Source organism: Chitinimonas naiadis (genome assembly GCF_054780835.1).
In genome coordinates this window covers 335459-350152 of record NZ_BAAGVO010000004.1, presented here as the reverse complement: position 1 = coordinate 350152, position 14694 = coordinate 335459, and the positions used below count along the sequence as shown (strand labels likewise).

13 protein-coding genes are annotated in these 14694 nt (G+C 60.9%); 4 read left to right on the top strand and 9 right to left on the bottom strand.

Going from position 1 to position 14694, the window contains the following annotated elements:
• Positions 1-173 precede the first annotated feature (173 nt).
• Positions 174-1466 (bottom strand): GGDEF domain-containing protein, encoded by a 1293-nt coding sequence (locus tag ACYVHK_RS07560; RefSeq protein ID WP_460529302.1) that lies wholly within the window; start codon positions 1464-1466, stop codon positions 174-176.
• 59 nt (positions 1467-1525) lie between these two features.
• Complete coding sequence (locus ACYVHK_RS07555; protein ID WP_460529299.1) at positions 1526-3022, bottom strand: glycoside hydrolase family 13 protein; 1497 nt, start codon at positions 3020-3022, stop codon at positions 1526-1528.
• A 73-nt stretch (positions 3023-3095) separates the two neighbouring features.
• Here ACYVHK_RS07555 and ACYVHK_RS07550 point away from each other — a divergent pair, with 73 nt between their 5' ends.
• Positions 3096-3581 (top strand): YajQ family nucleotide-binding protein, encoded by a 486-nt coding sequence (locus tag ACYVHK_RS07550; protein WP_460529296.1) that lies wholly within the window; start codon positions 3096-3098, stop codon positions 3579-3581.
• 155 nt (positions 3582-3736) lie between these two features.
• On the top strand, positions 3737-5953 hold the full coding sequence (locus ACYVHK_RS07545) for a carbohydrate binding family 9 domain-containing protein (RefSeq protein WP_460529293.1): 2217 nt from the start codon (positions 3737-3739) through the stop codon (positions 5951-5953).
• 66 nt (positions 5954-6019) lie between these two features.
• Here the strand turns inward: ACYVHK_RS07545 and waaF are convergent, their stop codons facing one another.
• From waaF to ACYVHK_RS07530, 3 genes are all read right to left on the bottom strand, one after another.
• Complete coding sequence (waaF, locus tag ACYVHK_RS07540; protein WP_460529290.1) at positions 6020-7084, bottom strand: glycosyltransferase family protein; 1065 nt, start codon at positions 7082-7084, stop codon at positions 6020-6022.
• 2 nt (positions 7085-7086) lie between these two features.
• Entirely contained in the window at positions 7087-7290 is a 204-nt protein-coding gene (locus ACYVHK_RS07535; protein ID WP_331988406.1) for a zinc-finger domain-containing protein, read from the bottom strand.
• A 72-nt stretch (positions 7291-7362) separates the two neighbouring features.
• Complete coding sequence (locus ACYVHK_RS07530; protein ID WP_460529286.1) at positions 7363-8283, bottom strand: branched-chain amino acid aminotransferase; 921 nt, start codon at positions 8281-8283, stop codon at positions 7363-7365.
• Between the two features lie 158 nt (positions 8284-8441).
• On the opposite strand from ACYVHK_RS07530, the gene ACYVHK_RS07525 reads away from it, so the two are divergent.
• Positions 8442-8846, top strand: a complete 405-nt coding sequence (locus ACYVHK_RS07525) for an MAPEG family protein (protein WP_460529283.1) — start codon at positions 8442-8444, stop codon at positions 8844-8846.
• Positions 8847-8866: 20 nt separating this feature from the next.
• Here the strand turns inward: ACYVHK_RS07525 and ACYVHK_RS07520 are convergent, their stop codons facing one another.
• From ACYVHK_RS07520 to ACYVHK_RS07510, 3 genes are all read right to left on the bottom strand, one after another.
• Positions 8867-10096, bottom strand: coding sequence for a diguanylate cyclase domain-containing protein (locus tag ACYVHK_RS07520; protein ID WP_460529280.1), 1230 nt, complete (start codon positions 10094-10096; stop codon positions 8867-8869).
• A gap of 83 nt (positions 10097-10179) precedes the next feature.
• Positions 10180-10656, bottom strand: a complete 477-nt coding sequence (locus ACYVHK_RS07515) for a dihydrofolate reductase (protein ID WP_460529277.1) — start codon at positions 10654-10656, stop codon at positions 10180-10182.
• 72 nt (positions 10657-10728) lie between these two features.
• A complete protein-coding gene (locus tag ACYVHK_RS07510) occupies positions 10729-11523 on the bottom strand; it encodes a thymidylate synthase (protein ID WP_460529274.1) in 795 nt (264 codons plus the stop codon).
• A gap of 233 nt (positions 11524-11756) precedes the next feature.
• Here ACYVHK_RS07510 and ACYVHK_RS07505 point away from each other — a divergent pair, with 233 nt between their 5' ends.
• Positions 11757-12857 (top strand): type 2 periplasmic-binding domain-containing protein, encoded by a 1101-nt coding sequence (locus ACYVHK_RS07505; protein ID WP_460529271.1) that lies wholly within the window; start codon positions 11757-11759, stop codon positions 12855-12857.
• A gap of 70 nt (positions 12858-12927) precedes the next feature.
• On the opposite strand, the gene argS is transcribed toward ACYVHK_RS07505, so the two are convergent.
• On the bottom strand, positions 12928-14643 hold the full coding sequence (gene argS / locus ACYVHK_RS07500) for an arginine--tRNA ligase (RefSeq protein WP_460529268.1): 1716 nt from the start codon (positions 14641-14643) through the stop codon (positions 12928-12930).
• Positions 14644-14694 lie beyond the last annotated feature (51 nt).

Below are 14694 nucleotides of genomic sequence, written 5' to 3'. Positions count from 1 at the left end.
TGCCATTGCGCGCACCGCTTCGATGGCATCCATTCGTCGCATGGGCGAAGGACGCGGTCGGATGCCTGATAGGCCGGAGGGGCATGCTTGGCGGATTGGCGGTAGCGAGGGTCGCCGTTGGGCCGAACCGGCCCTGATCGGTTCATTGATACGGGCCGGTGCAGGGAAGGGGGCTAGGCGACAATACGATTCCTGCCGGATTGCTTAGCCTCGTACAGCTGGGCGTCCGCATGCAGGAACAATTCGTTCTCGGTCTTGAACTCGGGATAGGCGGCCAGGCCGCCACTGAACGCAAACTGCCGGTTATTGCCCGGCGCGACGGCAAACACGATCTCGCCAAATGCCTTGCGCATCTGGTCCACGCGTTCAAGGCTCTGCGCCAGCGGGCAGTCCCAGAACAGCATGACAAATTCCTCACCACCAAAACGGCTCAGCAGGTCCTGCGGCCGCATATGGCTGCCCAGCAGGAGCGAGAGCCGCTTGATGACGATATCGCCGAAATAATGACCCCAGGTGTCATTGATGGTCTTGAACTTGTCGATATCGATCACGGCCAGGCTCATCGGGACGCCCGCGAGGGCGGCGCGCTTGATTTGTTCCTGCGCCCGGAACTGGAAGCCGATCTTGTTCAGGAGGCCCGTCGCCCTGTCTTTGCTGATCAGATCCTTGTTGACCCTGATCTTGCTCACCCGATTGAGCAACTGGTGGGTCAGAACGTCCACATCCTTGAACAGCATGATTTCATCGAAGCCACCCTCGATCGCGCGCCGGGCGAGGGCGGGGTCGGGTTTGTTCTGCAACATGATGATCTCCAGGCTGGGATCGACTTCCATATTGCGCTTCAGTACCCGTACGATCACTTCAGTACGCAGATAGTGCTTGTCTTCGATGATCACCACGGCAGGCTGTGTCTGCTTGACCAGCAGGTGCAGCGTCTGGACATCCGGGTGATGCATCAGCTCGACATGGTGTGTCTTGAGCAGGGTGGTATCGAAGGCGATCTGATCACCCAGGTACAGCACCCGGCTGGTTTCGTCCTGCTTACGCTGGGCGAACAGGTTGAACAGCTTGTCGACCAGCACGTCGTTGGCGATCGGCTTGTCGGCATAGGCCAGGCAGCGATGTTCGACCAGCATCTTCTGCAACAGGAAGCGACCGCTCTGCTTTTCGGTCTGCAGGTAGACATAGTGATGCTGTGCCGGCAGGCCTTGGAGCAGGTCGCCCAGGAACATGGTGCGATTGCTGTCGAACTGCATGTTGTACAGCACGTCCAGATCGACGACGAACAGGTCTTCCTGACCGGACTGCATGGCAGCCTCGACAAACTCCGCCATCTGGTCGAAGAAGCGAATGTCGAAGTCATATTTGTGCGCGCAAAGGAGCAACTCTCCCTGGTTGTCCTTGATAAAGAACTTTTGCGCCAGGAAAAGCACTTTTCGCTTGTAGAGTGATGCGGTGTCCGCCACGCCGACATGCCCTTCTTCACTGCGGTCCCGTCCAGGACCGCCTTGCTCCTCAGTCTAGCTCACGCGCGATTGCGTGGTTTAAAGAAGGTGTAGTTTTTGTAGGGTTCTGTGGCTTGGTACACCACACCGCTATGGGGCGGGACATCGAGCAACACGCTGCCAGCCTGGACCCTGACCTCTTTGGCATTGCCGAGCGCATCTTGCAGGGGAACGCCGTCATACCAGTGGGAGTAGGGCAGCAGCAGTCGCGTCTGCAAGGGGGTATCTCCCAGGTTGACGATGACCAGCGCGGCTTCGCCCGGCACCTCGGTGTGGCGCAGGAATACCAGTGCGTTGCCAGCCAGGCGGTCCCCCAGGACGGCGACCTCGCCATATTGCAGCGCGGGATTGGACTGGCGGATGGTGATGAGCTTCTGTACCCAGTCACGCTGGTTGATGTTCCATTCGGCTTCATTCCAGCGCATGGGGCGGCGGCAATCCGGGTCTGCGCCGCCTTCCATGCCGATTTCCTCGCCGTAATAGATCAAGGGGACGCCCGGCATGGTCAGTTGCATCAGGAGTGCCAGCTTGGCCTTTTCCACGCTGCCCACGGTCGTGATCAGGCGCGGTGTGTCGTGGCTGGAGAGCATGTTCCAGGAGCAGAGCAGGCCTTTGAGGCCATAGCCGCTGCGCGCGTCCTGGAGGGCCTTGTTCATCTGTAAGCCGTCGATCTCGCCGGCAAGCCAGGCCAGGGTAGCGGTGCGGTACCAGTAGTTCATCATGCCGTGAAAACCACCGCCTGCCTGGAACCAGGATGCCGAATAGCCATTGAGCTCGCCGAGCAACACCGCATCCGGATAGTGCCGTCCCACGCTGGCGGCCATCTCTTGTGCCACCGCTATCCCGACATCCTGCGCCACGTCAAAACGCCAGTTGTCGATACCTTGTGCCAGCCAGTGTTGCACCAGGCTGCGCGGTTGGCGGTAGAGCACATCACGTACAGCCGGGTTGTCCAGGTTAAGCTCCGGCATCAGGCCGTAGTCCTGCCAGCACAGGTAGCTGCCATCCTCGCGGAATGTAAACCAGTCGCGCTTTTCGGCATCGCCTGCCTGTGCGGCCAGGAACCACGGGTGCTGGTCGGAGACATGATTGAGCACGGCATCCAGCGTCAGGGTCATGCCGCGGGCATGCAGGGCGTCGGTCAGGCGTTTGAGCGCAGCTTCACCGCCGAACATCGGGTCGATGCTGAAAAAATTGGTGGCGTCATACTTATGGTTGCTGGGGGCGCTGAAGACCGGGGTCAGGTAGACGCCGGTAATGCCCAGCTCCGTCAGGTAGTCGAGCTTGTCCGCAATGCCATCGAGATCCCCGCCGTAGAACTGCTGGCCCCACGGCTGGTTCAGCGTGCTCTCATCCCAGCCACGCTTGACCGCACCGGGAATGTCGTAGGCCGCCTGCGCCAGCTTGGCTTCGCTGCTGAGCCCGCCACCGATGGCAAAACGCTCGGGGAAAATCTGGTAAACCACCTGACTGGCGGTTTTACGGGTGAAATCATCAAGCTGAGTAGGCAGGTTCATGGCGGGCTCGGGTAAAATCGTGTTTTATTTGGTTTGGCCGGTCGGCTCGATCGGCCCTTAGGAGAGCAAGATTATGCCGTCTTTCGATATCGTGTCCGAAGTCAACGAAGTAGAAGTGAAGAACGCCGTCGAGCAGGCCAACAAGGAAGTCGGCACCCGCTTTGACTTCAAGGGCTCGGATGCTCGCATCGAACAGGCCGAGAAGGTCCTGACGGTCTTTGCCGACAATGATTTCCAGCTTGAGCAGGTCAAGGAAATCCTGCTGGGCAAGTTCGCCAAGCGCGGGGTGGATACCCGTTGTCTGGACGAAGCCAAGACTGAGAAGGTCAGCGGCAACAAGGTCAAGCAGGTCATTACCGTCAAGGTAGGCATCGAGACCGAGCTGGCCAAGAAGATCGTGCGCGTGATCAAGGATTCCAAGCTCAAGGTCCAGGCCAGCATCCAGGGCGATGCCGTGCGCGTGAGTGGCGCCAAGCGCGACCTGTTGCAGGACACGATCGCCCTGGTCCGCAAGTCGATCGAGGAATTCCCGCTCCAGTACCAGAACTTCCGCGACTGATCGGTCGGGGCGCCAAGCCAGTCCTGGCTTGCCTACCCTGCAGGATCGCCATTCATCGCCGCCGTTTGCGCTTCGTCGCAACGGCGGCGAATCTTTTATATTCATTCGATATAGTGCGCAGCTTTTACAACTAATAACAATTTGAGGGAGCCGCCATGAAGAAGCTGGCCTTCATCCTGGCCCTGACCTTTGCCTTGCCTGCCACGGCTGCGGTCAATGCCTATCACCTGACCGGTGATGAAAAAATCCTGCTGGACGGCAAGCTGGACGATGCCGCCTGGCAAAAGGCGCCGCGTAACGCCGAGTTCTATGAACATACGCCCAATGACCTACGTCCTGCTGTGCAAGGCACGGCCATGCGCATTGCCTACGATGAGCAGTATCTCTACGTGGCACTGGAGGCAATGGACCCGGACCCCAGCGAAATTCGCGAGCCCTTTGCGCGTCGTGACAAGGTGCTGGGTGATCAGGACTTCTTCGTCTTCTATCTGGACCCCGCCGGGGACAGCAAGTCTGCCCAGTTCTTTCGCGTCAATCCGCGCGGCGCGATCGGCGATGGCATGTTCACCGATACGGGCGGCGAGGATTTCTCGCCCGACTATGAGTTTGAGACCAAGACCGGCCGTACCGAGCAAGGCTGGGTAGCCGAGCTACGCATCCCGTTCTCTGCGCTGGCCTACAACGGCGGCGGCAAGGAATGGCGAGTCATGGTACTGCGCAGCATGACGCGAGGTGACCGCTACCGTCTGACCAGTGCGCCCATCCCACGGGATACCCGGTGTTTCCTCTGCTACAGCAGTCCGCTGCAGGGCATGACGCCACCCGAGCAGGGACTCAACTGGACAGTGACACCGCAGATACTGGCGCGTCGTGCCGAGAAGACCGAAGTGGATGGTCAAAAGACGACGGAGCAGAAAGTCGCTGTCTCGCTGGATATGAAGGTCCGGCCGCGCTCGGACTGGGTGTTGGACCTGACGGTCAATCCCGATTTCTCCCAGGTGGAGCTCGATACGCCGGCGCTGGCGGGTAACAGCCGTTTCGCCGTGTTCTTCCCGGAAAAACGGCCGTTCTTCCTGGAGGGAGCTGACCTGCTGCAGGCGCCGGACCCGGAGCAGGGCATGCTGCAGGTGATCCATAGCCGTGCGATCACCGATCCGGCCTGGGGCGCCCGCGCCACCTGGCGGGGCGAAACAGCCGATGCGACGGTGTTGACCACCCGTGACGATGGTGGCGGGCTGATGGTATTGCCGGGTGCCTATGGCAATGGCTTTGCTTCGCAGGAGTTCAAGTCGCAGGCGACAATCGCGCACAGCAGCGTACGTCGGGGCGACTGGCAGTTTGGCGGGCTGTTTACCGACCGTACCCTGACGGAAGGCCGTGGCTACAACCGCGTACTGGGCGGGGATGCCGCCTGGCAGGTGGATGACAAGACTCGTCTGCGCAGCCAGCTGCTGTGGAGCGAAAGCACCGCTCAACTGCAGCCCGATGGTCGTGTCGCGCGCGGAGAGGGGACGGACGGGCATGCGCTGTATCTGGATGGTTCCAGGCAGACGGACCACTGGACATTCTTCGGGCGTTACAAGGATATCGGCCGGGATTTTCGGGCTGACAACGGCTTTATCACCCAGACAGGCATACGCAGCGTCCACGCCGAACTCAATCGCAAGTTTGCCCACGAAGGCAATTGGCGCGAAACCAATCCCTATCTGAATGCCGAATATGTGGCGGATCGGGACGGGCGGACCGTGTCGCGACATCTCGTACCGGGGCTGTTTCTTGCCGGACCCTATGACAGCTTCTACAACCTGGAGTGGCATGGTAACGAGCGCGTCAGGCTGGAAGCGCCCGGCCCCCTGCTGAAGCGGGATTATGTGCATCTGCAGGCCGATGGCGCACCGTCCAAGCTGCTCAATCGCCTCACGGTCACGCTGGAGCTGGGTGATCAGGTCGATTATGAGAACGGCCGGATCGGTAAGGGTGGGCTGCTGTCGGTCTTCACCCGTATGCGCCTGCATGAGCGGTTTGAGCTGGAGCAGAATCTGGACCGCGTCTGGGTGGATGGCGGAATGCAGACGGGAAACCGTGCCTACACCGAGACGGCCTATCAATGGAACTCCATCTGGCACTTTACTGCCAACGATACGGCACGACTGATCTGGCAGCAGGGCCTGATCGAGCGTAACCAGACTGCCTACGCCAATACCGTCAGCCATGGCGACAAGCGCAATACCTGGTCGCTGGTCTATGCGCACAAGCAAGGCCTCAGCAAGGCCATCTACGTCGGGGCAACGATCGCCAATGCCCGCGAGCTGGATGCTTACGGTAGGCAGAAGCAGAACGAGGTGTTCATCAAGGGATCGTGGACGCTCTAACCGGTCACATAGGCATCACCAACAAAAAGCGCCCATCAGGGCGCTTTTTGTTGGTCACCAGACCGGTCAGGCCTGTGCAATCGGGATATAGGGGCTGGCTGGCGTGCCAGGCGGCTTGGTCAGGGTACGGGCGATGGCGGCCTCGACCAGATCGCTGTCCAGCTTCTCCATGCAATCGAAGTGCTTCAGTGGACAATTGCGCTCGAAGCAGGGACTGCACTCCAGATCGAGGCTGACGATCTCCGCCCGTTCGCTCAAGGGCGGCGTGAATTCCGGGCTGCTGGAACCGTAGAGCGCCACGACGGGTCGTTGCAAGGCGGCAGCTACGTGCATCAGGCCGGAGTCATTGGTCACCACGAGATGCGCCAGCGACAGGAGGTCGATGGCTTGCGCCAGCGACGTCCGGCCTGCAAGGTCTACCAGCGGAACGCCGGCCATCTGGGCGATGGCTTCGGTGTCCGGCCTGTCCTTGGCGGAACCGAACAGCCAGACCGCAAACCCTTGCGAGGTCAGGCGCCGCGCCAGCTCGGCAAAGTGCCGCGATGGCCAACGCTTGGCCGGGCCAAACTCGGCACCGGGGCAGAAAGCCACGACGGGACGTTCGGCACTGAGCCCCAGGTCACGCAAGGCGGCTTGCTGGGATTCCGGCTGGACTGTCAGGCGAGGGGCCGGCACCGGGCGCGGCAATGGCTTGCCTTCCGGCTCGGCCAGGATGGCGAAGCGTTCCACCATCTGGGGCAGCGCCTTCGGGTCCAGCGTGCGGGCGTCGTTGAGCAGACCGTAGCGGGACTCCCCGACAAAGCCGGTGCGTAGCGGCGTCTTGGAGAACCAGGGGACGAGCGCCGACTTCAAGGAGTTCGGCAGCACGATCACTTGGTCGAACTGTCCTCGCAAGCTGCGACCCAGCTTCCAGCGGCTGCCCAGCTTCAAGGCGCCATGACCGAAAGGGTTGCGCATCGTCGCGTTCACTTCCGGCATGCGGTCCAGCAGCGGCAAGGTCCAGTCGGGTGCCATCACGGTCAGGTGCGCGTCTGGCCGATACTGCTTCAACCGCTGGTACAGCGGTTGGGCCATGACGCTGTCGCCGACCCAGGCCGGCGCAATGGCGAGAATGCGGTAAGGCTGGGTCAAGTTTAGTGTCCGTGGCCGGCCGGGCCGCCCTTGAGCACATACTTGGTGCCGCAATAGGGGCAGAGCGCCTCGCCGGTATTACCCACCGGGATCACCACGCGCGGGTGGGCGTTCCATTTCAGCATATCCGGCATCGGGCAGTACAAGGGCAGGTCCTTGGCTTCCACTTCGATATGGGTCTGGGTATTTTCTTTGAGTTGGCTCATGACGATTCCTGTTGCTCGGCAGGCCCGGTCGGGCCCCGCCTATGGGTAATGATTCTGCTATTCCGCCGCGGATCAGACGACGGTTAGCCAGTTGGCATGCTGCGCCGATTCGCCCTTGACCGCGGCAAAGTAGGCTGCCTGCAGCTGCGCGGTGATCGGGCCGCGGGTGCCTTCGCCGATAGGACGGCCATCCAGTTCGCGGATGGGGGTGACTTCGGCGGCAGTGCCGGTGAAGAAGGCTTCGTCGGCGATGTACAGCTCGTCGCGGGTGATGCGTTTTTCGATGACCTGGTAGCCGGCTTCGGCTGCCAGTTGGAAGATGGTGTCGCGTGTGATGCCTGCCAGGCAGCTGGTCAGGTCCGGCGTGTAGATCTTGCCCTTGCGGATGACGAAGATGTTCTCGCCCGAGCCTTCGGCCACATAACCGTCCACATCCAGTAGCAGCGCTTCTTCATAGCCATCGCGGACTGCCTCGGTGTTGGCGAGGATCGAGTTCATGTAGTTGCCGTTGGCCTTGGCCTTGCACATGGTGACATTCACATGGTGCCGGGTGAAGGAGGACGTCTTGACCCGTATGCCTTTTTCCAGGCCATCAGTACCCAGGTAAGCACCCCATGGCCAGGCCGCCACGATGACATGCACATCGTCCACCGGCGGGGCAATGCCCAGCTTGCCGGAGCCATAGAAGGCCATCGGGCGGAAATAGCAGGACTTCAGCTTGTTCTCACGCACTACCTGCTTGTGGGCTTCGTTGATCTCGGCCTTGGTGTAGGGCAGCTTCATGCCCAGTATCTTGGCGGAGTTGAACAGACGCTCGGTATGATCGTCGAGGCGGAAGATGGCCGGGCCCTTGCTGGTTTCATAGGCGCGCACCCCTTCGAACACACCCAGGCCGTAGTGCAGGGTATGGGTCAGCACATGGGTATTGGCTTCGCGCCAGTCAACGAGCTTACCGTTGTACCAGATAAAGCCATCACGGTCGGCCATGGACATGCTGTTCTCCTCGGTTGTAAGTCCGCAAGGGGTGTCGGAAGCAGAAAATGCTTCGCCGACGAACCCTGAAACCGCCATTTTAGCGTTTTCGGGCGCCACGCTCTACGCGGCGTGACGTCTTGGGCTAACATCCCGGCAAACCTCTTACGGAGACACCCATGGCGATTGCCTATAGCTGCATGCTGATCGTGATTCTCTTGCCCTATATCTGGGTCTATTTCGGCAAGTTCGGCAAGGCGCCGGATGGCAGCAAACGTCGCTACAACAACTACACGCCGCGTTTGCAGCAGGCCAAGCTCGAAGGCTTTCCGGCCCGTGCCGTCTGGGCGCAGAACAACTCGTTCGAGTCCCATCCGGCTTTTCTGGCGGCGGTGCTGGTGGCGATCCAGACGGGTGTTACTGCGGATCAGGTCAATATCGCCGCGGTGATCTACACCATTACTCGTGTCCTGCACGGCGTGTTCTATATGGCGAACTGGGCTTCGCTGCGTTCGACCGCCTGGGCTGCCGGCTTGCTGGCTGTCGTCTATCTGTTCATCCAGGCCATTCTCAAAGTGGCGTAAGTCACGCCTCGGTTCGACACCTAGTCCTCGGTCGCCGCCACGTCGTAGACCGCATAGCGGTGCTTGCCGCCAAACTTGGCCTGGTACATGGCTATATCGGCATTGCGCCGCAGTTGGGCCATGCTTTCACCGTGTTCCGGACACAGTGCGATACCGATGCTGGCCCGGACCGTGACCTCTTCCTCACCGAGCAAGACCGGGGCGGCGAGCGAAGCCAGCATCTTTTCCGCCACCTGCGCAGCATCCCGGGCATTGCCCAGATTGGCCAGCAAGACCATGAATTCGTCGCCCCCCTGGCGGGAGACGGTATCGGTGTTGCGCACACAGGCCATCAGCCGTTTCGCCACCACCTTCAGTAGCTCGTCGCCGGCATCGTGCCCCAGCGTATCGTTGACCTGCTTGAAGTCGTCCAGATCGACAAACATCAGGGCCAGGTGGCGGTCCGTGCGTACCCGCTGCCGTAGCGCCTGCTCAACATGCTCGGCAAACAGGAAGCGATTGGGCAGGGCGGTCAGCGTGTCGTAGAAGGCGAGGTAGAGCACGCGCTCTTCGCTGAGCTTGCGGGCCGTGATGTCGCTGACCAGGGCGAAGACCGAGGTGACCCGCCCATCCTGGTCGGAAATGGCCGATACGCTGACCTCGACCGTGATCTTCTCGCCATTGGCGCGACGCATGCCGAGCTCAAGCTTGTGATTGCTGGCGCTGCCCCAGCGGTCCAGCGGCGTTTTCAGCTTGCTGGCGCTGTCTTCGGTCACGATCTGCTCGGGGCGCAGCTGCAGGAGCTCATCCCTCGGGTAGAGCAACAGTTCGCACAAGGCAGGATTGACGTCGAGCAATTCGCCCGAGCGGGCATCGAACAGGGCGTAGCCCTCGTTGGCGGTCTCCAGTACCCGGCGATGGCGCAGCTCGCTCTCGCGCAGGGCCTCTTCCACTAGCCGCCGCTCATGGATATCGGTCAGATTGACGATCAGTGCGGACTTGCCCTCCAGCTCAACCAGCCTGGCTGACAACAGCACCCAGACCCGCTGCCCACCAGCGAGCCGCATGCGCGCCTCGAACTGGCGGATGAAACCGTTGTTGCGGGCGATGAGCAGGAACTGCCGGGCCAGGCTGGGATTGTCGAACAGATCGCGTAGCGCCGGTTCCTTGCTGCCGAGCCCGAGCGTATCGCGGGCCAACTGATTGAGTGCCAGCACGGCCCCAGTCTCGGCGTCGACGGCCAGCATCGGGAGGGGCGAAAGTTTCGCCATCTCGGCGAACAAAGATGCGTGCGGGTCTGTACTCATGTAGTCGCGGCCCCGCTGCCTGCCCGGGTCTGGCAGTGTTGAGGGAGTTAGGTTTGACGTTCGTAGACCACAAAACTATAGGCAAATTCCGGGCCTTGGCGTTTTTCTCGCTGCAGTTCACGAAAATTGGCCCGTGACCAGGCCGGGAAAAAGGCATCACCCTCTATATCGGCCTCGATCTCGGTCAGGTATAGCCGGTCGGCAAAGGGGAGGGCTTCGGCGTACAGCGTCGCCCCGCCGATCAGGAATACCTCGTCGACCTCGCCGGCAGCTTTGATGGCATCGGCAATGGAATGCACCACGGTGACTCCCTCCGCCTGCCAGCGGGTATCGCGCGTCACCACGATATTATGCCGGTTGGGCAGGGGGCGGCCGATCGAGTCATAGGTCTTGCGGCCCATGATGATGGGGTGGCCACTGGTCGTGGCCTTGAAGTATTTCAGGTCGTCCGGCAGATGCCAGGGCAGCGTGTTGTTGATGCCCACGGTGTGGTTACGGGCGAGGGCGGCGATCAGAGAAAGCATGGAGTGGCGCTTAGGCTATTGGACGGCATGAAATACACTGGCCGCCTTGAGGCGGCCAGGGGGTAGGGGGGCTTAGATGGCTACCGGCGCCTTGATCGCCGCATGCGACTCGTAGCCTTCCAGGGTGAAGTCCTCGAACTTGAAGGCAAAGATATCCTTCACGTCCGGATTCAGCTTCATAGTCGGCAAGGGCAGCGGTTGGCGGCTCAGTTGCAACTGCACCTGGTCCATATGGTTGGAATAGATATGGCAGTCGCCACCAGTCCAGACGAAGTCGCCGGGCTGTAGATCGCAAGCCTGCGCCACCATGAGTACCAGCAAGGCGTAGGAGGCGATATTGAACGGCACGCCCAGGAACAGGTCCGCCGAGCGCTGGTAGAGCTGGCAACTGAGCTTGCCGTCCGCCACATAGAACTGGAAGAAGGCGTGGCAAGGCGGCAGGGCCATGTTCTCGATCTCGCCCACGTTCCAGGCCGAAACGATCAGGCGGCGCGAATCCGGATTGCGCTTGATCTGGTCGATCAGCTGCGAAATCTGGTCGATATGCCGGCCGTCTGCCGTGGGCCAGCTGCGCCACTGCACGCCGTACACCGGGCCCAGATTGCCGTTTTCGTCGGCCCACTCGTCCCAGATGCTGACGCCGTTTTCCTTCAGGTAGGCGATATTGCTGTCGCCCTTCAGGAACCACAGCAGCTCGTGGATGATGGACTTGAGATGGACCTTCTTGGTCGTGACCAGCGGGAAGCCCTGGCTCAGGTCAAAGCGCATCTGGTGGCCAAAGACCGACTTGGTGCCGGTGCCGGTGCGGTCGGTCTTTTCGGTGCCGTGATCGAGTACGTGCTGGAGCAGGTCGAGGTAGGTGCGCATTGGTAGGGCTTTCTTGAGTCTTGCCGCTATCTTACCAGCCACCGTCAGGAGGCGCTGTGGCGGCGGCGCGACAGCTCCTGCTAGATGATGTTGCCGTGCTTGTAACAGCGCGAAATATTTCCCATTCTCGGAAATCTGCATGGTGTAATACTGCGCGCCGAAATCCGCTTCGGCTAAGGGTTTGGCGGGAATTCCCGTCTTTTTCACTGCCTAGTTCTCGGAGTCCCCCCCTCATGGCTAATTTCCGCTTTGCGCCCACGCTCATCGGCGCCGCCGTTGCCTACGCTGTCAGCCTTGGTGCGCAAGCTGCCGGTACCGTCAACGTCTACAACTGGAACGACTACATCGCCGACGACACCATCGCCAATTTCGAGAAGGCGACGGGCGTCAAGACCAAGTACGACCTGTTCGACAGCATTGAAGTGCTGCAGTCGAAGTTGCTGACCGGCAAGTCCGGCTATGACGTGGTCTATCCCTCCGCCGACTACGCCGGCAAGTGGATCGGCGCCAACGTGTTCCTGCCTATCGACAAGAGCAAGCTACCCAACCTGGGCAACCTGAATCCAGAATTCCTGAAGAAGCTCGAGACCGTCGACCCGGGCAACAAGTACCTGGTGCCCTATATGTGGGGCACGATGGCCTTCGGCATCAATGTCGACAAGGTCAAGAAGGCCCTGGGTAGCGAGCCGATGCCGGCCGACCAGTGGGAACTGGTGTTCAACCCCAAGTACACCAGCAAGCTCAAGAGCTGCGGTATCTCCTTCATCACCATGACCAAGAATCTGTTCGCCATGGTGAACGTGTACAACGGCAAGCCGGCCAATGATTTCTCCAAGGCCAACCTGGATGCCGCACTGACCACGCTGAAGGCCGTTCGCAAGGACGTGCGCGTTTTCAATGACAGCCCGATCGACCTGCTGGCCAACGGTGACGTCTGCGTGGGCATGGCCTACAACGGCGACGTGTACCAGGCCAAGGACCGTGCTGCCGCTGCCAAGAAGCCACAAAACCTGGAATACATCGTGCCGAGCAAGGGCACGATCATGTGGATCGACGTGCTGGCCATCCCGAAGGATGCCAAGAACGTGGACAACGGCTACAAGTGGATCAACAACGTGCTGGACCCGAAGGTCGTGGCCGGTATCTCCAACAAGGTCAGCTATGCCAACCCGAACGCCAAGGCAACCGCCCTGGTCGACAAGAAGCTGACTGGCGACCCCAAGGTCTACCTGAGCGATGCTGCCCTCAAGACCCTGCAGCCGCTGGCCGTGATCGACCTGCCGACGCAATCGTCCCTGACGAAGGCGTTCAACCAGTTCAAGACCGCCAAGTAAGGTCTGCACTGTACGTAAAAACGGCCGGGGAAACCCGGCCGTTTTGTTTTGCTGCAGGCAGTCGCTGCGCTTACATCGCTTCCAGTACCTGGATGCCCAGCAGGCCCAGACCGGTGGACAGGGTCTTGGCGGCAAGGTCGCACAGCCGGATGCGGCTGGCGTTGACTTCGCCGTCCTGAATGACCGGGCAGGCCTCGTAGAAGCGCGAGAACGCCGTGGCCACGTTGTACAGGTAGGCGCACAGGAAGTGCGGCTGGCTGTCTCGGGCTACCTGGTGCACCACGTCGGCAAAACGCGCCAGTTCCAGTGCCAGCGCATGCTCCGCCGGTTGGGTCAGCGCTACCTTGGCGTTCCGGTCCCAGTTGTCGACCTTGCGGAAGATGCTCTTGACCCGCGTATAGGCGTACTGGAGATAGGGCGCGGTATTACCTTCGAAGGACAGCATGGCGTCCCAGTCGAAGATGTAGTCGGTATTGCGGTTCTTGGAGAGATCGGCGTACTTGAGTGCGCCGATACCGACCGCGGCGGCGATGTCGCGGCGGGCAGCTTCGTCCTGGTCCGGATTCTTCTCGGTCACCAGCTTGTAGGCACGCTCGATGGCTTCATCGAGCAGGTCGCCCAGCTTGACCGTGTCGCCCGAGCGGGTTTTCAGCGGCTTGCCATCCGGACCCATGATGGTGCCGTGGGCAATATGCTCCAGCAGCATGCTGGCAGGTGCGAATCCTGCCTTGCGAGCCGTGGTGAACAATTGCTGGAAATGCAGGCCTTGGCGGGCATCCACCACGTACAGGCAGCGGTCGATCTTTAGCGTGCGGGCACGGTAGCGGACTGCACCCAGGTCGGTCGTGGCGTAGAGATAGCCGCCCCCCTGCTTTTGCACGATATAGGCGGCTGGCTCGCCTTCCTTGTTCTTGAACTCGTCCAGGAACACCACCTGGGCACCCTGGTCTTCGGTCAGCAGGCCTTGCTCGCGCAATTCGCCTACCAGCACCGGCAGGTCGTCGTTATAGAAGCTCTCGCCGCGCACGTCGTCGTTGGTCAGCAGCAGGCCCAGCTTGCGGTAGATGGTATTGCAATGTTCGAGCGAGATTTCGACGAACTGCTTCCACAGCGCCAGGACTTCCGTGTCACCGCCTTGCAGCTTTACTACGTATTCACGCGCGGTGTCGGCAAAGGCCGGATCTTCGTCGAAGCGCACCTTGGACTTCTTGTAGAAGCTGTCGAGGTCGGTCAGCTCGAAGGCGTCGCCTCCGGTCTTGCGTATCTCGACCATGTAGGCGACCAGCATGCCGAACTGGGTACCCCAGTCGCCCACGTGGTTCTGGCGGATGACCTCCTGGCCGACAAAATCCTGGATACGGGCCAGCGAGTCACCAATAATGCCGCCGCGCAGGTGGCCGATATGCATTTCCTTGGCCAGGTTGACGGAGGAATACTCCACCATCACCTTCTGGCGGGGCAGGGCGGTCACGCCCAGCTTGGGCGCCTCGGCTGCGGTCTCGACATGCTGGGCCAGAAAGCCGTCATCAAGCTTGATATTGATGAAGCCCGGGCCGGCGATTTCCAGTTGCTGGGCGATGCCAGCCAGGTCCACGGCATCGATGACCTTCTGGGCCAGTTCGCGCGGGTTGAGCTTCAGCGCCTTGGCGGCCCCCATGACGCCGTTCATCTGGTAGTCGCCAAACTCTGGGCGGCCCGCGGTCTGCACCAGCGGCTGGGCGTCGGGTGCGCCGACTTGGGCGAGGGCGGCAGCAAAGCGCCCATTCAACAGGGGGAGTAATGACATGATTTTTATAGGTCCTGAAATGACAAGCCCCTCCGCAGAGGGGTTTGTAGA